Here is a 19,002-nt window from a genome sequence, read left to right as displayed (position 1 = left end):
ATGTTTCCCTCTTCAAATCTGGCAAGTTTTCGCAGGTTTTCGACATCGAGAGACTCAGAAGGCCGCTAGGTAGCCGCAAATGCAGAGACACCAGATAAAACACCTGATCGAAAAGAGTTGCTAGCGATCCTCGAACCGGTCGCAACGGCTGAAATGTCGCAATCCTCGAAAAACTTGCCGTTCTCAACGGCATTAGCCTGCGAACGACTTAAGCACAGCTAACCGAGAAGCGGCGTTCTCCATGACGCGCTTTGCCATAGCCTGGGTATCAAATTCGACGAAGCTGGTTGGGTCAATGGCTTCGAACCGCTCCGCAAGCAGTCGCGCCTCCTCCTTCGCCGCCTTCCGCGAAACGCGCATATCTTCAGCCGTGCGCGCCAAGTCGTCAGCCGTAATATCGCTCAGCTCCCTGTGGGCGCCGAGCGCAAAGGCCATTTTTGTCGAATAGCCCGTCAGCGGAATGCATGTCAAATCGTACAGGGGCGCCAACGCGCGATGCTTCCAGTCCTCGCTATAGAGAAAGGCGTAATTCTTAAGGTGGTTGTCCGAGTTCCCGATAAGATAGTGGAACAGCAGCCGACGCGCCATCTCGAGTCTCTCTTGCGCCGGACGCTCGGAAACTGCATCAACAAGCTTGGCGATGACTTGAACATAGCTAACTTCGGGATGCGCATCAGCGTATTTCAAATAGAGGGGAAGTCCGCGCGCTTGACAGAAATCCTCTTGGTGCAACCGCAGAAGACCGCCCTCGCCAAGTGGAACGCGATCGTAGCGCTTAACAGCAATGGCGCCCGGAATCTCGGGGATGAGGGCAACGTCAGGTGTCGCAAAACCGCACCGCCGGGCGATCTCCATGCATACGAATTCGTTGTAGGCGAGCTCCTCCCTGCCTCTTCGAGCGACCTTTACGATATGCGAGGACGGTGCCGTCCCAAGCGGCAGCTTCCAATCGCTCAGAGCCGCATCTCGAGCATCGACCTCTTCAGGCAAGTACCAAGCCACCTTCGATTGCGCTCCCGAGAGAGAAAGCCTCAGCTCATCGGTCATCTCCGTCACCGCCCGCTCCGCGTCTTCGCGCAACTGTTCCACCACTGAGTTTTCCAAGGGGGCATAGGACGGCTTGAAATCGGTCAATCGCGATCCCTCGGCAACGAACGTGAGGGCGCCAATGCTCTCGCATCCGAGCTTCTCGAAGAAGGCAAGAAAATCATTGCGGGGCACTTGGTAACGCTCGGCCAAATTGGCGAGCACAACGCCTTCGGGCAAAAGCCCTTGGAAAAAGGGAGCATATTCCTGGGGCTCGTAGTACCCGAAATCGAGCGGCATGCTCTCCGAGATGCCAAACTCGCCCTTTTCTTCTCCCCGCTGCACGTATCGAACGTCGTAGAAGAAGCGGATTCCGAAATCGGTCGAAGCAAATGCCCCAACCAGTTCCATGCCCTCCCGGCTGTCGCGATAGACTTCGAGCCTCAATCTTCTCCCCTCCCTCTGGCGTACAAATCAAGTCCTATGGACTGGCACACGTAGAGCACTTGCTTGATGTTACCGCCCGCCACTCCGCGCTCCAGCTCACCGATGAAGCGAGGAGAGCACTGGCAGGCATCGGCGAGTTGCACCTGCGTCAGGCCCAGTTTCTTGCGGCGCTTCCGAATAGCCTGGCCCAAATCTTCGGCATCGCGGATTTTCCCTCGTGGGTTGCGAGGCTTTCCCTGGCCAAACGTTATCTGCGCATCCGAATGCATAATCTTCCCATTCCGTACTATTTCAGCGACAAAGGGTATTATAGTACCAAATGGGAAGATTTCTCAGTTTCTCTCAGAATCTTCCCATTTGGGATGCTGAAGCGCGGCGCGCCGAACTATTGAGCGGGATCAGCCAAGCCTCTCGATTAAGCGCCTATCCTCTGCCAACAGGTGGGCTTGCGGTTAAGAAGGCGCTGGGCGTTCTCGTAGAGTTGGGCGAGCAGGACGGCGCGGGCCTCGGGGGTGTCGGCGCCACGCACCTCGCAGAGCACATCGGCGGTGTAGATGGTGTGGGCCGGGCCGCAGTCGGTGCCGCGCACAGGCTCGGGAGTCATATAGGGCGAGTCCGTCTCGGTGAGCAGGCGGTCAGCCGGCACCAGTGCGGCGGCCTCGCGCACCTCATCAGCCTTCTTGAAGGTGAGCGGCCCCCCGAAGGCGATGTAGCAGCCGGCCTCCACCCAACGCGCTACCTCCGCAGCGTCCAGGTTGAAGCAGTGCAGAAGAGTCCCCGCCTCGGGGAAGCCCTCCTCTTCCAGGATGGCGAAGCCGTCGTCGTGGGCCTCGCGCATATGCAGCGCGATGGGCAGCCCCGCTTCCTTGGCCAGGCGGATCTGGGCGCGAAAGACGTCTTGCTGCACATCGCGCGGCGACAGGTCGTAGTGGTAGTCGAGCCCGATCTCCCCCACCGCGCTCACCCGGCGGTCGCGCAAACGCTCGAGCAGGGCGGCCTTTAGCTCCGGCGTCCAGTCCTTGGCGTTGTGCGGGTGCACGCCGGCCGCGATGCGCACGTGGGGCACCGCCGGGGCAGCGACAATGCCAGCCGCCCCGTCGTCCTCTTCTTCCATGACCTTCAGATCGCGCGCGGCCTCCATGAGCCAAAGAGGCAGGTCGTCGAAGGTGGCGAAGCCGTCCTCGGCCGGATCGACGATGGTCTCCACGAAGGCGACGCCGTGGGCGCCGGCGCGGGCCAGCTCGCAGGCCGGGTCAGCGAGCATCTGCAAGTGCGCATGGGTATCGGCCACGGGCCCTTCCAGCACCGGCGAGGGCATCACGCGCCACTTCCCGCCCTTGCGCTTCTGACGGAACAGCGCGTCGTAAAACACAGGATCTTGCTCTCTCATGATTCCTTCTAGCATCTTCTAAACAGGGCTGCTACAATGGAAGCACCAGCAAAGCCCGAAGCTGTAAACTCTGGCGGGCGGCGCGGGTTGTTTTGATTCAGAAAAGACCAGTTACCGCTGGTCTTTTCCTTTCTCCCACTATAGTTCAGGCAAGTTGTCGACATCCAGGCGCGGGAAGAGGGGGTCGCCCACCTCCACGGCGACGCTGGCGGGCAGCTGGCCCCAGGCCGTGGCCTCCTGGATGTCGGTGACGCCGGCGATCTCTCCCAGACTCAGGCGACGGAACACCTCGGCCGAGGTGTTCGGCATGAACGGTGCCATGTACAGGGCGATGATGCGGATGGCCTCCAGGCAGTTGTAGATGACCCCGGCCAGCTCATCGGCACGCGCGGGATCCTTCGCCAACGTCCAGGGGGCGCTCTCCTCCACGTACAGGTTCACGCGGCTCGCCAGCTTCTGCACGGCCGCCGCAGCCCCGGTGAAGTCCACCTCGGCCATGCAGCCGTCGTATTCCGCGTACAGGCTGTCGGCGATCTCGCGCAGCGGGTTGTCCTCGGAGCCCGCGGGCGCCTCGGGCACGCGGCCCTCGAAGTACTTCGTGGTCATGTTCGTCACGCGAGAGACGAGGTTGCCCCAGGTATTGGCCAAGTCAGCGTTGTACACCTGCACCATGCGCTCCATGGAGATGGAGCCGTCGTGGCCGAACTGCACGTCGCTCATGAAGTAGTAGCGGTAGGCGTCCACGCCGAACACGCGCACCAGATCGGCCGGCATAAGACCATTGCCCTTCGACTTCGACATCTTCTCGCCCTTGGTGAGCAGAAAGCCGTGGCCGAACACCGTGTGCGTGATGGGCATGCCGGCGGCCATGAGCATGGCCGGCCAGATGACGCAGTGGAAGCGGGTGATGTCCTTGCCCACGAAATGGTACTGAATGGGCCAGCGGCGATCGAACTCGGATGTGCGCTCGGGGTCGCCGTAGCCGATGCCCGTGAGGTACGCGATGAGCGCGTCGGCCCACACGTAGAACACGTGGCCCTCATCCCACGGCACGGGGATGCCCCAGTCGAAGCTGGAGCGGGAGATGGACAGATCCTGCAAGCCGCCCTTCACGAAGGAGACGATCTCGTTGCGACGGCTGACAGGCCGGATGAAGTCGGGGTGCTCGTCGTAGAAGGCGAGGAGCTTGTCCTGGAACTCGGAGAGCTTGAAGAACCAGTTCTCCTCGCCCGAGGACTCGTAGCGCACCGGGCGCTTGCAGTCGGGGCACACGAACTCGCCGTCCTCGTTCTTCTCCAAGTCGCTCTCAGCGTAGTAGGTCTCCTCGTGCACGCAGTACCAGCCCTCATAGGCGCTCTTGTACAGCCAGCCCGCGTCGTAGAGCCCCTGCCAGAACTTCTGCACGGCACGGGTCTGGCGATCCTCGGTGGTGCGCACAAAGTTGGTGTAGTCGATATCCAGCGTCTTCCACGCATCGGTGAAGGCCGGGGCCAGCGAGTCGCACCAGGCTTGCGGGGTCATGCCGTTCTTTTCGGCAGTCTCGGCGATCTTCTGGCCGTGCTCGTCGGTGCCGGTGACGAACGACACGTCGTAGCCGTTCATGCGCTCGTAGCGAGCGATGGTGTCGGCGGCCACCGTGGTGTAGGCGGTACCCAGATGCGGCGCGGCGTTGATGTAGTAGATGGGCGTGGTGACGCCGAAGGTTCCCTTAGGCATAGCGGGTAAGACTCCTTTTCCGGGCGCAGGCGGCCGATGACACCGCCGCTCCCCTTTAGGGTTGTTGCGTGCAGGCTATCTTAACACAGGGAAGGGCCGCACGATCCTTCGACTCCGCGCTGCGCCGTAGGCGCGTGATGGCGCGGGGCCGTGAGGAACGCCAGGGCAGCAAAGGTGGCGGGGGACGCAAGCGCCGCAAGGATCAGGCGCGTCCGAGGATTCCGCCCAATGTCGCCGCCAGGTCCTTTATGCTGATGGGCTTGGAGAGATGGTCGTCGGCTCCAGCGCGCTTCGATTCCTGAACATCTTCGGTGAACGCATTGGCCGAGAGCACGACAATGGGCAATGCGCGCAAATCATCCCGCGCGCTCTCGCGGATACGGCGCGTGGCCTCCAGACCGTTCATGACGGGCATCTGGATATCCATGAGCACCACGTCGAAATGCCCCGGCTCGCTCGCATCCAGCGCATCGAGGGCCTCCTGGCCGTTGGCCGCCGTCTCGGCCGCTGCGCCGAGGGACTCCAGCAGCGCCACGGCGATCTCGCTGTTAAGCTCGTTGTCCTCCACAAGCAGCACGCGCACGCCGCTCAAGTCGGCGCCCCTCGGCGCGGGCGCATCCCCCTGCGAAGCATCGCGCGGGGCGTCGGCGTCGTCGCTTTCCTCAAAAGCGCCTTTCGCATTCCTTTCCACATAGCGCATGCTCACCCGCACCGTGAACACCGTGCCGCGACCCGGCTCGCTTTCCACATCAATCGTGCCGCCCATCAGCGAGACGACGGACTGGGCGATGGAAAGCCCCAGCCCCGTGCCCTCCACGGACTCGGTGCGCGAGTCGTGCTCGCGCGCGAAGGGCTCGAAGACGTGCGCCAGAAACTCCGGCGCCATGCCGCAGCCGGTGTCGGCGAAGACGAACTCGTAGTCGCTCGTCCCCTCGACGCGAGAGGCGTGCTCGACAACCCGCAGCGACACCGAGCCGCCCGCCGGCGTGAACTTCACCGCATTGCCGAGCATGTTCATGAACACCTGCTGCAAGCGAAGCCCATCGCCCTCTACCAGCGGATGGGCGAGCCCTTCGAATTCAATCGCGAAGGCGATGCCCGATTCTTCGCAGCGCTGCGAGAACATCGTCTCCATCTCGAGAGCCAACGCTCGCAGATCCACCTCTCCCACGGTCAGCACCAGGCGCCCGTTCTCGATCATGGAGAGATCGAGTACCTCGTTGATCAGCGCGAGCAAATGGTTGCTCGACAGCGTGATCTTCGCCAGGCAGTCGTCCACTTTCTCCGGATGCCCCTCGTTCATGCGCGCGAGCTCCGTCATGCCGATGATGGCGTTCATCGGCGTGCGGATATCGTGGCTCATGCGCGAGAGGAAGTCGCTCTTGGCGTTGTTGGCGGCAACCGCCGCGCGATAGGAGTCCTCCATGGCCAGCTGGAGCTGCTTCTCGCGCTGCTTGAGCGCCGTGACGTCCTGGGTCGTGTAGAGAAGCCGCGTCGGCATCCCCGCCGCGTCGCGCTGCACGCAGATGAGGTTGATGTCCTCCCATTTGACGTCTCCCCCGCGATTCATCTGGTACTCGAAGCGGATCTCGTCGGAGCCGGGCGGCATGAGATCGATGATCGTGTGCTTGTCGTAGAGCTTGGCCACCTCCGCCTTGGCCTCGTCGCCCACGACCAGGCCCTGCAGGCGCTCTATCATGGCGGTGTAGGAGCCTTCCAACTCGTAGGGGTCGCTCGGCGTGACCGGGCCGCTCATGTAGCGGAACCGATCGGCATCCAAATCCATGAGCACCAGCCGCTCGGTCAGCTTGGCCACCCCGCGCTGCACGTCCTCCCGATCGCGCATCGAGCGGGTGAGCGAGCGGTGGCGGCGGTTGTTGTAGAAGATAATGCCGGCAATGACGAGGACGAATACCACCACGATGACGAACAGGGCGTTCCAACCGCCTTCATTGGCCTCGTTGATCATCTGTTCGGTAGCGGCGGCCGGGAACGTCTCCAGCATCATCCAGCCGAGACCCGGCACCTCGCGGATGCACACCGAGCCCGTGCCGCGCTCAGCCTTGTAGCTGTACGTGACCGTCTCGTGATTGGCAAAAGCGCGCTCCAGATCGCGGGCGCCGGAGGTGGCAGAGGGGTCGGCCTGCGCCTCTTGGATAAGGTTCCTGCCAACATAGGAGGAATCCGTGGCGGCCACCACCTCCCCGGTAGGCAAGCACAGCATCACCTGGGACGCGTAGCCGAAGAAATCGCCTGACAGAAGATCGGCGAGCCGGTTCTCGCTGTAGTGGGCCAGAAGTAAGCCCACGACCGGACCGTCCGCACCCTCGCGAACCGGTGCGAAGAAGTACACGAGGTTCTCGTGGGTCATGCGGGTGTTGAATACGGCCTCGATGCCAGGTTCGCCCGCCATGGCCCGCTTGAAGTAAGAGCGATCCGACACGTTCACCGGCTCGTGCTGGGGCGAGTGCTGCATGCCGTCGACATCAACGAAGTCGATGGTGTCGAAAGGCGAGGTCTCCTCCACGCTGATGAGCCATTCCTCGCTGGTGACGATGTCGGTCACATCCGCCGACTCCGAGGCAAGGGCGGCGATAGTCTCGATGTCTTTCTGCGTGTTCTCCATGAGGGTGGAGACCAGCACGCAGGATTGGGCCGTGGCATCGGAGACGTACTGGTTCGCCTGGGCGACGATGCGGTTGCTCGTCTGCTGCATGAAGGTGGACAGCGTGACGACGACCGCGATGAACACGAGAACGAAAGCAGCTATGGAGAGCCAGTACTTTTTCCCCTCGTCTTCCACAGCGTCCTCTCTCGTCGCGGCACAAGTAATTACACATGATACGCGAAAGAGGTCTGGTGGTAGATTACAAGTTGGCAGCGGCGGCGGAAGAGGCGACGTCGGCGAGGGTGAGCCCGGAGAGATAATCGCCGATCGCCGCTTGAAGGCCGCCCCACACGCGACGAGACGGGCAGTCCTCGGCGCGCTCGCAGGCAGAGAGCGACCCCATGCAGTCGAGCAACTCCAAGCCGTCCTCGGAGGCGGCAACGATGTCGGCCAGCGTGATGGCACTTGCATCGCGGGAAAGACGGTAGCCGCCCTGGTTCCCGCGCGTCACGTCGAGCAAACCCGCGCTGGCGAGAGGCGCGACGACCTGCTCGAGATACTTCTTGGAAAGGCCCTGGCGGTCGGCGATATCCTTCAGGGCCACCCGGCCCTCCCCCTGACTTTGGGCCAGATCGATCATGAAACGCATGCCGTAGCGGGTCTTCGTCGAAATCTTCACCGGGTCGCCTTTCTGGGAAATCATCGTGAATATGGTAACAATCATAAGAGGTTCTTGACAATCTCCGCAAGCGGTTTATATTAAACTCTAGCAAATTACTAGACTTAGATGGAGGCGCACGGCAGCAGTTCCGAGCCCCGCCGGGCGTTCCCATCCCAGACGCGGAAGCAGGAGCACCATGAGGCAGATCTACCTTGACCATGCGTCCACGACGCCCGTCCGTCCCGAAGTGGTGGAGGCCATGACCCCCTACTTCACCGAGCATTTCGGCAATCCCTCCTCTATTTACCCCTTGGGCCAGGAGGCCTCCGACGCCGTGGCCGCAGCCCGCGAGAGCCTGGCCGCCCTCATCGGCGCCGCCCCGCGCGAGATCTTCTTCACGAGCGGCGGAACCGAATCGGACAACTGGGCTATCAAGGGCTTCGCCCGGGCCAACGCCGCCAAGGGGCGCCACATCATCACGAGCGCCATCGAGCACCACGCGGTGCTGCACACCTGCCAGGCCCTGGAACGCGAGGGCTTCGAGGTGACCTACCTGCCCGTGGACGAGCACGGCCTCGTGAGCGTTGAGGACTTCAAGGCGGCCATGCGCCCGGACACCATCCTGGCCTCCATCATGTTCGCCAACAACGAGATCGGCACCATCGAGCCTATTCGCCAGCTGGCGGCGGCTGCCCACGAAGCGAACGTCGTCTTCCACACCGACGCGGTGCAGGCCTTCGGCCACGAGCCCATCGACGTGAACGAGCTGGGCATCGATATGCTGTCGGCGTCCTCCCACAAGATTTACGGGCCCAAGGGCGTCGGACTTTTGTACGTGCGCCGTGGCGTGAAGCTTGAAAACCTCCTCGATGGCGGCCAGCAGGAGCGCGGGCGCCGCGGCTCCACCGAGAACGTGCCCGGCATCGTCGGCTTCGCCCGGGCCGCCGAATTGGCGGTCGACGAGCTTGCCCCCGAGCATAACCGCCAGCTCGCCCTGCGCGACCATGCCATCCGGCGCATCCTCGCGGAGATCCCCTCGGCCAAGCTCAACGGCAGCTGGGAGAGCCGCCTGGCCAACAACGTGAATTTCTCCTTCGAGTTCATCGAGGGCGAGGGCATGTTGTTGCAGCTGGCCGCCCGGGGCATCTGCGTGTCCTCCGGGAGCGCCTGCACCTCCGGCTCGCTGGATCCGAGCCATGTGCTTCTGGCCATCGGCCTTCCCCACGAGATCGCCCACGGATCGCTGCGCCTGACGCTCGGCCGCGACACCACCCAGGAAGACGTCGACTTCGCCGTGGACTCGCTTAAGGCGACGCTGCAGAACCTGCGCATGATGAGCCCCCTGTACGAGGATTTCCAGCAGGGCAAGGCAGAATCGGTCATCGAGCGCTTCAAGGCCGACGGCTTCCCCTACGCGAACTAGCACCACCCGTCACCTCCTTCAGCATCCTCCCCACCAAAAGAAAGAGAGAATCCCCCATGGCTATGAACTACTCCGACAAAGTGATGGAGCACTTCACCAACCCCCAGAACGTCGGCGAGATCGAGAATGCGAGCGGCTGCGGCACCGTGGGCAACGCGGTGTGCGGCGACATCATGCGCGTGTACCTCGACATCGACGAGAACAATGTCATTCAGGACGCGAAGTTCAAGACCTTCGGCTGCGGCGCCGCCATCGCCACGAGCTCTATGGCGACCGTGCTCGTGAAGGGCAAGACGGTGCAGGAGGCCCTTAAGGTCACGAACAAGGCCGTCATGGAGGCCCTGGACGGGCTGCCCCCGGTGAAGGTGCACTGCTCGCTTCTGGCCGAGGAGGCCATCCATGCGGCGCTGTGGGACTACGCCGAGAAGAACGGCATCGTCATCGAGGGCCTGGAGAAGCCCGTGAGCGACATCTCCGAGCACGACCACGGCCGCGACGACGAGGACGACGAATAAGCCATCACCGCCTTCCCACAAAGTATGGATCCGGCTCGGAGGCCCAAGAGCTTCCGAGCCTTTCTTTCCAGACCGGCACGTGCCGGGAAGTCGCTCGACTCTAGGCCGCAACGGCGATGACGTTCATGCCGTCGCCCGCGCAGGTTTGCAGCACCACCGACTCGCCGTAGCCGGTCACCCGCGAGGCGATGGTCTTCCACGTGGCCGTCTCCTCCACTTGAAACACCTCCCTTACCGTATAGGCACGCTGCGCCCCCGACCGGTCGCACACAACGACGGCATCGCCCGAGGACAGTGAGCGCACCGGCGCGAACGAGCCGGGATTGTGCCCGACGAAATAGCCCCAGCTGCCGTCGTCCACCGCATCCGACCCCAGCCAAAGGCCGCCTCCGGAACTCGGCGTCGTGCCGCCGCGCACATCGCGGTAGGGAATGGCGGTACCGCCCACCACCAGCGTGCCGGGGGCGATGGAGTCGGCAGCGCCCGAACCCTCGTCGGATGGCACCTCCCCGGAAGCAGCAGAGCCGCCTTCCGCCGATGCCCCTTCCGAGGGCTCAGGCCCAGGTGCACTCGGCTGAGAGGCGAATCCCCCGCCTTCCGCCGCACTTCCGGACCCCTTCGACGCCTCCTGGCCGCCGCGCTGCTCGTCCGCCCGATCCGCCTCTTCCGAACACGCACCCGCAGCCTCGCCCGATGAGGCACCTGGGCCCTCGGCAGAAAGATGAGCGTCCTGCGCCCCGGCGGCTTCGGCCGGCGTTTGCTCCCCTGCTTCCGTGGCAGCTTCCCGCTCTACCGCTTCCGAAGCCCTATAGGCCGCGAGCGCCCGCTGCACTTCGGCGCGATGGGAACGGGCCAAGGCCCCCGCTTTCTCTTCCAACTTCTTGCCCACCAGCGGCCCCCAGACATCCCCAGACTGTACGCCCCCTTCGGGCACGGATCCCTCGCTCCCCCAAGCTACCGCGCCAAGCCCCAGGCCGGCACCCAAGGTAAGCGCCAGCGCTCCTGCCACCACAGCCTTCTTTTTGCGTCCAACAACCTCTCCCATGCTCTCACCAGGCCTTTCGCTCTCAAAACCGAATATTTGTTCGCATTGTAATGTAATACAAGCCCAATGAAAAGCCCTTTTAGTACAAAAGTTCGTTATTTGGTTTTCAACGAAGATTTCGCCTATCCAATCTGCCATTTGCTTGTTCGACAGTATTACACTATAGTGACGGAAAGGAAGGAGGCCGTTATGGACGCTATCGTCTCGGCCCGTGTGCCCATCGCCTTGAAAGAGCGGGGCAATGGCATTTTGCACGACATCGGCTCAACACCAACCCAGCTTATCAACGCCGCCTACCAGTTCGTTCTCGCGGAGCACGAGCTACCCAAGCCCCATGATCCTCTCGAGGGGATGCGGGGCGCGAAGCGCGAGCTGACCGACGAGCAGAAAGAGAAGGTGCGCCGCTCCCTCAAGGCCATGTACGTCGGGCCGTCCGCCACAGACGAGCCATTCTCACGTCAGCTCAACGCCGCAAGGGATGAGCGCTATGCGCGTTTTGCTTGACACCAACGTGCTCATAGGCCTCTACACACAGCGACCCCCCGAGGGCGACATCGCCCAGAAACTGCTGGTGATGAAGGAATTCGGCGATGTCGAACTGTGGGTCTCGGCGAAATCGTTCACCGACGTGTCCTACGTACTCCATAAGACCTATAGCAGCGATTATGTGCAGAGCGCCTTCGAAGAAAGCTACCAATGGTTGGAAATCTGCTCCGTCGACAGCGCTGACATTCACCGAGCGACGAGCCGGCGATGGGCTGATTTCGAAGACTGCCTGGTTGACGTGTGCGCCGAGAAGGTAAAGGCCGACTTTCTGCTCACGCGCGACGAAAAGGGATTCGCCCAGGCTCACGTACCCGTGATGAGCCCGGGCGACTTCTTCAACTACATTGAAAGCGAATACCAAATCACCTACGACATCGTCGATTTAAGCGAAGAGCCGGACTAGTCCGAAGAGCGCCCGGCACCAGCTAATTCCCCGTCGAGCGCTGTTTCCACCAAACGCAGAGGGCAATCCCCCTACCGCAGCTTGGCGCGGCGCTCTTTCCAGTCGGGCATGAAGGTGTCCATGAGGGCGTGGAAGCGGGGGCCGTGGCCGCGTTCCAGCAGGTGGCACAGCTCGTGGACGACCACGTATTCCAAGCACTCCGGCGGGTACAGGGCCAGGCGCACGTTGATGCAAATGCGGCCCGTCGAAGGCTGGCAGCTGCCCCAGCGGCTCGTCATGTTGCGGTAGGCAATCTTGCCCGCCTTCACGCCCATGATAGGCTCCCAGGCCTCGATGAGCGCGGGTACGCAGGCCGCGACGACCGCCTTCCACTGCGCCACTTCCGCAGGCGTGGCCGCGGCGGCCTCGGCGCGCGGCGCTTGCGCGATCTCCCGCTGCTGGCGCTCTATCCAGTCGCGCTTCTCCCCCACGAACTTCCGGATGGTGGCGAGCGGCAGGTGCAGGGGCGCCGACACCTCGATGCGCCCGTCGGGCGGCTTCACCCGCAGGTGCATGTTCTTGATGGCCTTGCGGGTGAGCCAAACCTCCAAACCGTCGATAAAGACGAGCTCGGGGGGCATCGTTTTTGCCGGACGCTTTCTCGTTGCTGCCATGGGATTCTTCGACTCGCTTCGCTCGCTCAGGATGACACGGGGATTAGCGAGCGGCCTGCATGGCCAGGTTGTAGGCGTCGTTGCGGGGGATGCCGAACTCGGCGGCGAGACGCTTGGCGACCTCTTTGGTGCGCAAGCCCTCCGCCACGAGCTCGGCAGCGCGCGCGGTGGCCGATGCCGTCGCAATCTCGGCGCCGGCGGCCGCCTCCGCCTCACCCGGCGCATCTATCACGAGCGCGATCTCGCCGCGAACGCCACCGGGCTCCTTGGCACGGGCCGCGAAACGCTCACATAGCTCGGCCGCCGTTCCCCGCGCCACCTCCTCGTGCAGCTTCGTCAGCTCGCGGCACACCGCCACCTCACGCCACGGCAGCACCTCGGCGATGGCCGAAAGTGCCGCCACGAGCCGATTCGGGCTTTCGTAGAACACGAGCGCTGCATCCAGGCCGCGCAGCTCTTCCAGCACCGAGCGCTGCTCGGCCGCCTTGCGCGGGAAGAAGCCGCCGAAGTAGAAGCGCGGGCACACCGTTCCCGAGGCCACGTAGGCGCAGGCTGCCGCCGAGGCGCCGGGCAGCACCTCCACGGCCACACCGGCTTCGCGCGCCGCGGCCACAAGTCGCAGCCCCGGATCGGACACGCCGGGCATGCCGGCGTCCGAGCAATAAGCTACCACCTCGCCGGCGGCCACGCGTTCCACAACACCCGCAGCCCGCGAGCCGATCATCGCCTCGTCCAGCCGCACGAGCCGCTTCTCGATCCCGAAATGCGCGAGCAGCTTCCCCGTCACCCGGGTGTCCTCCGCACACACCACATCGGCCTCGCGCAGCGCCTCCAACGAGCGCAGCGTCATATCGCCCAAATTCCCAATGGGCGTCGGCACGATGACGAGTTTCCCCGAAGCGTTGGCAGATTCCACTACTCCACGACCTCGGTCGTCTCCACTTCCACGGAGGCGGCCATGGCCTCGGGCTCCTCTGGGGCGCCGTCGCGGGCGACCGCCCGGGCGGCGCGGGCCTCGGCCTCCTTCTCGGCCAAATTCGCCTTGGCCACGGCGATCATGAGCTTGATGCGGTTGAGCTGGTTCACCTCGCTCGCACCCGGATCGTAGTCCACGGCCACGATGTTGCTCTCCGGGTAGCGGCGGCGCAGCTCCTTGATGGTCGCCTTACCCACCACGTGGTTCGGCAGGCACGCGAAGGGTTGGGTGCACACCACGTTCGGGCAGCCGGAACGGATGAGCTCCACCATCTCGGCGGTGAGCAGCCACCCCTCGCCCATGGAGTTGCACAGCGACAGAATCTCGCTCGCGTAGTCGGCCAACTCGTAAATATCCGCCGGCGGGTGGAAGCGGCTCGACTTCTCAAGCGCGTCGTTCACGGGCTTGCGCAGCTTCTTGATGGCGGCCAGGCCGATCTTGCTGCCGAGCGCGCTCTTCTTCGACTTGCCGATGGGCTGCTGGAAGATGCCGCCGGCGATGCCGAACAGGAAGAACTCGATGAGCCCGGGCACCACGGCCTCGCAGCCCTCGCGCTCGATGACGTCCACGATCTGGTTGTTGGCCGTCGGATGGAACTTCACGAGGATCTCGCCCACCACGCCCACACGCGGCTTGGTACCCTCGCCGGCCAGGGGCAGCGCGTCGAAGTCCTCCACGATGCGGCGCACCGTGCGGCGGAATTCCGACTGACGCACACCGCGCTCCAGCTGGTGCTTGCAAGCGTCCATCCAATACTGGAACAGGCGGTTCGCGCTGCCCGGCTCCACCTCGTAGGGGCGTGTGCGGTACAGGCACATCATGAGCAAGTCGCCGTACTGCAGCGCGTAGATGGCCTGATAGAGCATCTTCGGCGTCACCTTGAAGCCGGGGTTCTCTTCGCCCAAGTCCTTGAACGACAGCGCGATGACCGGGATGTGCCCGAGCCCCACGGACTTCAACGCCTTGCGGATGAGCGAGATGTAGTTGGTGGCGCGGCAGCCGCCGCCGGTCTGGGTGATGAGCACGGCCAGCTTGTCGGTGTCGTACTTGCCCGACAGCACCGCCTCCATGATCTGGCCCGTGACCAGGATGGACGGGTAGCAGATGTCGTTGTTCACGTATTTCAGGCCCGCGTCCACCGCGCCGTGGTCCACCGAGGGCAGCAGCGCCACGTTGTAGCCGGCGCGCTTGAAGATGGGCACCAGAAGCTCGAAATGGTACGGGGCCATCTGGGGCGCCAGAATCGTCCAGCCCTCATCGCGCATCTGCTCGGTGAACCGGGGGCGCGCGAACTCGGTGGAGGCGCCCTCGCGCTGCTCAACCTCGGCTGCGGTCACCACGCCGTCGGCCTTCTCGGTGAAGCTGGCGGGCACCAGTTTGTCCAGGTTGTCCAAGTCGATGCACGCAGCCGGGCAGCCCCTCTTCTCGGCGGCTGCGTCGGCTTCCGCCTCGGCCTCGCGGTCGGCCTGGTCCTTCAAGGCCGCCAGCAGGCTGCGCACGCGGATGCGGGCCGCGCCCAAGTTCGACACCTCGTCGATCTTCAGCACCGTGTACACCTTGCCGGCCGCCTCGAGCACCTCCTGCACCTGGTCGGTGGTCAGCGCGTCCAGGCCGCAGCCGAAGGAATTCAACTGAATGAGATCGAGATCGCGCCTTTGCGTGACCACCTTGGCCGCCGCGTACAGGCGCGTGTGGTACATCCACTGGTCCACAACACGGATGGGACGCTCCAGCTGACCCAAGTGCGCCACGGAGTCCTCGGTGAGCACGGCCAGACCGAAGCTCGTGAGCAGCTCGGGGATGGCGTGGTTGATCTCGGGATCCTGATGGTAGGGGCGTCCGGCCAGCACGATGCCGCGGGTGCCAGTCTTCTCCATCCACGCGAGGGTTTCCACGCCCTTCGTGCGGATATCGCGTTTGAACGCCTCGTCCTCGGCCCAGGCCGCCTCCACCGCCGCCCGGATCTCGTCAGCCGTGAGCGCGGGACCGCACCCGTTCGTCTCCTTCGCGAAGTTCTCCGTCAGCTCCACCACCAGGCGCTCGGCCAGCTTGTCCTTGTCGTGGTAGGGCACCCACGGCGACACGAAGGCCACATCGGTCTCGCGCAGCTCGTCGATGTTCAGGCGCAGCGCCTCGGGATAGCTCGCCACAATGGGGCAGTTGAAGTGGTTGCCGGCGGTCTCGTCCTCCTGGCGCTCCCACTTGGAACAGGGCATCCAGATGAAGTCCGGGTGCTTCGCGAGCAGGTTCATGATGTGGCCGTGCGAGAGCTTCGCCGGATAGCACACGCTCTCGGAGGGCATCGACTCGATGCCGGCCTCGTAGGTCTTCTTCGTGGACGGGTCGGACAGCACCACGCGGTAGCCCAGCTTCGTGAAGAAGGTGAACCAGAACGGGTAGTTCTCGTACATGTTGAGCGCGCGCGGGATGCCCACGGTGCCGCGAGGCGCGTCTTCGGGGGCCAAGGGCTCGTAGCCGAAGGTGCGCTCGGCCTTGTACTCGAACAAGTTCGGCACGGCCGACTTCTCGGCGCCGGTGCCCAAACTCTCGCCCTTCTCGCAACGGTTGCCGGTGATGAAGCGGCGGTGCTTGCCCGTCGCCGCATCGATGCCGAAATCGTTCACCGTGAGCAGGCAGGCGTTCGAGCAGCCCTTGCAGCGCACGGTGCGATGCGTCGGCGCGAGCGCCTCGATTTCCTCAAGCGACAGAAGTCCGCTTAGGGGCACCTTCGGGCCCAGATCCGGCGACAGCGGCACGTTCTCGGTGCGCCGGCGCGTCTCCTCGAAGCGGTCGCGGGCCAGAAGCGCCGCGCCGAAGGCGCCCATATTGCCGGCGATATCGGGGCGGATGGCGTTCACTTCGGAGAGCTGCTCGAAGGCGCGCAGCACCGCATCGTTCAAGAAAGTGCCGCCCTGCACGATGACCTTCGTGCCCACATCGTGCGGGTCGCGAATCTTGATGACCTTGAACAGGGCGTTCTTAATAACGGAAATCGCCAGACCCGCGGCGATGTCGCCCACGGTGGCGCCCTCCTTCTGGGCCTGCTTTACGCGGCTGTTCATGAACACGGTGCAGCGGCTGCCCAGATCCACCGGGTTCTCGGCGGAGATGGCCGTGGCGGCGAACTCGGCCACGTCCAGGTTCAAACCGCTCGCGAAGGACTCGATGAAGCTGCCGCAGCCCGACGAGCAGGCCTCGTTCAGCATGATATGGTCGATGACGCCGTCCTTCACGCGCAAGCACTTCATGTCCTGACCGCCGATGTCCAGGATGAACTCCACGCCGGGCAGCATCTCCTGGGCGCCGCGCAGATGGGCCACCGTCTCAATCTCGCCGGAGTCGACTCGCAGGGCCTCCAGCAGCAGTCCCTCGCCGTAGCCGGTCACGGTAGAGTGGCCGATCTTCACGAGCGGCTCGGCCGTTTCCGGGTCGCGGGGCAGCGCCTGGTACAGCTCGGCCACGGCCGCCTTGGCGCAGCCCAGCACGTCGCCCTTGTTCGAGGCGTAGGTGGACCACAAAAGCGCCCCGTCCTCGCCGATGAGCGCGGCCTTAAAAGTAGTGGAACCGGCATCGATGCCGAGGAAGGCCACACCCCGGTAGTCCTCAAGCGACGCGCGGCGCACGCGCTCGGCGTCGTGGCGCTCGTGGAACTCCGCCAGCTCCGCCTCGTCGGCAAAGAGCGGCGCCAGGCGCACCACTTCCGAGCCCTGCAGGTCGCCCAAACTCTCCAGGCGCGCGAGCACGTCCGCGAGCTTCTCGGGTCGCGCGCCCTCCGCCACACCGGCGATAGCGCAGCCGGCGGCCACGAACAGGTGCGCGTTCTCGGGCACGATGATGGCCTCGTCGGTCAATTCCAGCGTCTCGTAGAAGCGCTTGCGCAGTTCGGGCAGGTACTGCAGAGGACCGCCGAGGAAGGCCACGTGCCCCCGGATGGGCCGGCCGCAAGCGAGGCCGGAGATGGTCTGGGTCACCACCGACTGGAAGATGGAGGCGGCGATATCCTCCTTGCGCGCGCCCTCGTTCAGAAGCGGCTGCACGTCGGTCTTGGCGAACACGCCGCAGCGGCTCGCAATGGGGTAGATGGTTTCATGATCGGCCGCCAGCTCGTTCAGGCCGCCGGCGTCGGTGTCCAGAAGGGCCGCCATCTGGTCGATGAAGGCGCCCGTGCCGCCGGCGCAGGTGCCGTTCATGCGCTGCTCGATGCCGTTGTCGAAGTAGATGATCTTCGCGTCCTCGCCGCCCAGCTCGATGGCCACGTCGGTCTTCGGGATGAACGTCTCCACCGCCGTCTTCGACGCGATGACCTCCTGCACGAAGGCCACATCGAGCCACTGGGACAGAAGCAGGCCGCCCGATCCGGTGATGGCGATGGTCATGGTCTCGTTCGGATAGGCCGCGGCCGCCTCGCGCAGCACCTCCACGATGGTGGCGCGCACGTCGGCATGATGGCGGCGGTACACCGCCCACAGAATCTCGTTGTCGTTGTCGAGCACCGCCAGCTTCACCGTGGTCGACCCCACGTCGATGCCGATGTGGAAGGGGCAGGCCGCCGCGGCGGCACGGGAGGCAGCGGCGATCTCGGCGGCATCGGCGCGAGCCTCCTCCACCGTCGTGATGCGCGGCGCGCAGGAGGCGCACGCCGCGGGCGCCGGCTCCTTCACGGACGTGGACGCCTCGGTGATGATCTCGGTGTACTTGCTGCTCTTGGCATTCTTCTTCATTGGCTTACTCCCAACTTACAGCTCGATGGACTCGCCGGGCTTGATAAACAGAAGGCGCATGGCGATGCGCGCCATAGTCTCGGAGGATTCGGGGCAGCCGCGCTCGATCCAGTGGGCGATGATCCCTAAATAGGCGGCGGCGTAGAAGGCGACGTAGTATTCCACGAAGACCGTAGGGTTGTCGCGGTATTTCTCATGCAGGATGTTCTGCACCAGGTTCTCGCAGACCGCCTCGCGCAGCCGCGGCCCGAAACGCACATCGCCCCCGGGGCCGAGCACCGCGTGCAGAAAGTCGCTCTGCTCGCGCAGGTAGTCGAACAGCTCCACGAGGAACGGCAGCGGGCGGCCCGTCGCGCGGAAGGCCAGCATGTCCGCCAGGGTAATGGACTGCATGCGCTCCTGCAGGGCATCGAGGTCGGCCATGACCTCGTCCTCCAGCACGGCGAGCAGCCCGTCCTTGTCGCGGAAGTGGTTGTAGAAAGTGCCGCGGGACGTATCGGCCCGCTCGCATAAGTCGTTCACGGTGAGCGCATCGTAGCCGCGCTCCTCCATGAGCTCGACAAGGGCGCCGCGCAGGGCGCGCCTCGATTTCGCGATGCGCCGATCCTCGCAGGGAGCGGCCGGCGCGCAGGTTGCCGTGGCTATGACGGTCTCCTTCGTTCGGTTGCGATGCAGCGGGCGCATTTCGACAGAACGGCCAAAAATGGACACGCTGTTCAATAGCTCGCATTATAGAGAGCGCCGCCCTTTTCGGCAACCCCCTCCTTCCCCTTCCACCACCCTTCCAAAAGCCTGTTTTCTTGTCGAAGGCGACCCACGGTCGCCCTTTTCCTGGTATCTTGGGGTTTCGCATTCGTACCACCGTGCTTATC

At 64.1% G+C, this 19,002-nt stretch carries 15 protein-coding genes; 4 read left to right on the top strand and 11 right to left on the bottom strand.

The window, feature by feature from the left end:
• Nucleotides 1–192: 192 nt before the first annotated feature.
• The 6 genes from AEQU_RS02750 to AEQU_RS02725 all read right to left on the bottom strand — a co-directional run bounded on the left by AEQU_RS02750 (nt 193) and on the right by AEQU_RS02725 (nt 7,911).
• Nucleotides 193–1,473, bottom strand: a complete 1,281-nt coding sequence (locus tag AEQU_RS02750) for a HipA domain-containing protein (protein ID WP_022739397.1) — start codon at nt 1,471–1,473, stop codon at nt 193–195.
• Entirely contained in the window at nt 1,470–1,742 is a 273-nt protein-coding gene (locus tag AEQU_RS13110) for a helix-turn-helix domain-containing protein (protein ID WP_022739396.1), read from the bottom strand. Before AEQU_RS13110 ends, AEQU_RS02750 begins: the two co-directional genes overlap by 4 nt.
• Before the next feature lie 146 nt (nt 1,743–1,888).
• A complete protein-coding gene (locus tag AEQU_RS02740) occupies nt 1,889–2,863 on the bottom strand; it encodes a TatD family hydrolase (protein ID WP_244874834.1) in 975 nt (324 codons plus the stop codon).
• Nucleotides 2,864–3,001: 138 nt separating this feature from the next.
• Nucleotides 3,002–4,579, bottom strand: coding sequence for a methionine--tRNA ligase (metG, locus tag AEQU_RS02735; RefSeq protein WP_022739394.1), 1,578 nt, complete (start codon nt 4,577–4,579; stop codon nt 3,002–3,004).
• A 202-nt stretch (nt 4,580–4,781) separates the two neighbouring features.
• Complete coding sequence (locus AEQU_RS11730) at nt 4,782–7,382, bottom strand: hybrid sensor histidine kinase/response regulator (protein ID WP_022739393.1); 2,601 nt, start codon at nt 7,380–7,382, stop codon at nt 4,782–4,784.
• A gap of 64 nt (nt 7,383–7,446) precedes the next feature.
• Nucleotides 7,447–7,911 carry an RrF2 family transcriptional regulator gene (locus tag AEQU_RS02725; protein ID WP_022739392.1) on the bottom strand — a complete coding sequence of 155 codons (465 nt, stop codon included), beginning with the start codon at nt 7,909–7,911 and terminating at the stop codon, nt 7,447–7,449.
• 133 nt (nt 7,912–8,044) lie between these two features.
• Here AEQU_RS02725 and nifS point away from each other — a divergent pair, with 133 nt between their 5' ends.
• Nucleotides 8,045–9,271: a cysteine desulfurase NifS gene (gene nifS / locus AEQU_RS02720; RefSeq protein ID WP_022739391.1), complete on the top strand. Its 1,227-nt coding sequence runs from the start codon at nt 8,045–8,047 to the stop codon at nt 9,269–9,271.
• Between the two features lie 56 nt (nt 9,272–9,327).
• Nucleotides 9,328–9,786, top strand: a complete 459-nt coding sequence (nifU, locus tag AEQU_RS02715) for a Fe-S cluster assembly scaffold protein NifU (RefSeq protein ID WP_022739390.1) — start codon at nt 9,328–9,330, stop codon at nt 9,784–9,786.
• Between the two features lie 100 nt (nt 9,787–9,886).
• On the opposite strand, the gene AEQU_RS11725 is transcribed toward nifU, so the two are convergent.
• Nucleotides 9,887–10,831, bottom strand: a complete 945-nt coding sequence (locus AEQU_RS11725) for a sortase domain-containing protein (RefSeq protein WP_022739389.1) — start codon at nt 10,829–10,831, stop codon at nt 9,887–9,889.
• Between the two features lie 189 nt (nt 10,832–11,020).
• Here AEQU_RS11725 and AEQU_RS02705 point away from each other — a divergent pair, with 189 nt between their 5' ends.
• Complete coding sequence (locus tag AEQU_RS02705) at nt 11,021–11,335, top strand: hypothetical protein (RefSeq protein WP_022739388.1); 315 nt, start codon at nt 11,021–11,023, stop codon at nt 11,333–11,335.
• Nucleotides 11,319–11,780: a PIN domain-containing protein gene (locus tag AEQU_RS02700; RefSeq protein WP_022739387.1), complete on the top strand. Its 462-nt coding sequence runs from the start codon at nt 11,319–11,321 to the stop codon at nt 11,778–11,780. Before AEQU_RS02705 ends, AEQU_RS02700 begins: the two co-directional genes overlap by 17 nt.
• A 71-nt stretch (nt 11,781–11,851) precedes the next feature.
• On the opposite strand, the gene AEQU_RS02695 is transcribed toward AEQU_RS02700, so the two are convergent.
• From AEQU_RS02695 to AEQU_RS02680, 4 genes are read right to left on the bottom strand one after another with little or no spacing between them, the layout of a single operon-like run.
• Nucleotides 11,852–12,433 (bottom strand): M48 family metallopeptidase, encoded by a 582-nt coding sequence (locus tag AEQU_RS02695; protein WP_022739386.1) that lies wholly within the window; start codon nt 12,431–12,433, stop codon nt 11,852–11,854.
• Between the two features lie 43 nt (nt 12,434–12,476).
• Entirely contained in the window at nt 12,477–13,349 is an 873-nt protein-coding gene (gene rsmI / locus AEQU_RS02690) for a 16S rRNA (cytidine(1402)-2'-O)-methyltransferase (RefSeq protein WP_022739385.1), read from the bottom strand.
• Nucleotides 13,349–18,130 (bottom strand): 2-hydroxyacyl-CoA dehydratase, encoded by a 4,782-nt coding sequence (locus AEQU_RS02685; protein ID WP_022739384.1) that lies wholly within the window; start codon nt 18,128–18,130, stop codon nt 13,349–13,351. Before AEQU_RS02685 ends, rsmI begins: the two co-directional genes overlap by 1 nt.
• A gap of 15 nt (nt 18,131–18,145) precedes the next feature.
• Entirely contained in the window at nt 18,146–18,841 is a 696-nt protein-coding gene (locus tag AEQU_RS02680) for a TetR/AcrR family transcriptional regulator (RefSeq protein WP_342341756.1), read from the bottom strand.
• Between the last annotated feature and the right edge of the window lie 161 nt (nt 18,842–19,002).

This window comes from Adlercreutzia equolifaciens DSM 19450, assembly GCF_000478885.1.
GTDB classification, from domain to species: domain Bacteria; phylum Actinomycetota; class Coriobacteriia; order Coriobacteriales; family Eggerthellaceae; genus Adlercreutzia; species Adlercreutzia equolifaciens.
Note: the sequence above shows the minus strand (reverse complement) of the source record. Positions and strands in the feature narration are given on the sequence as shown.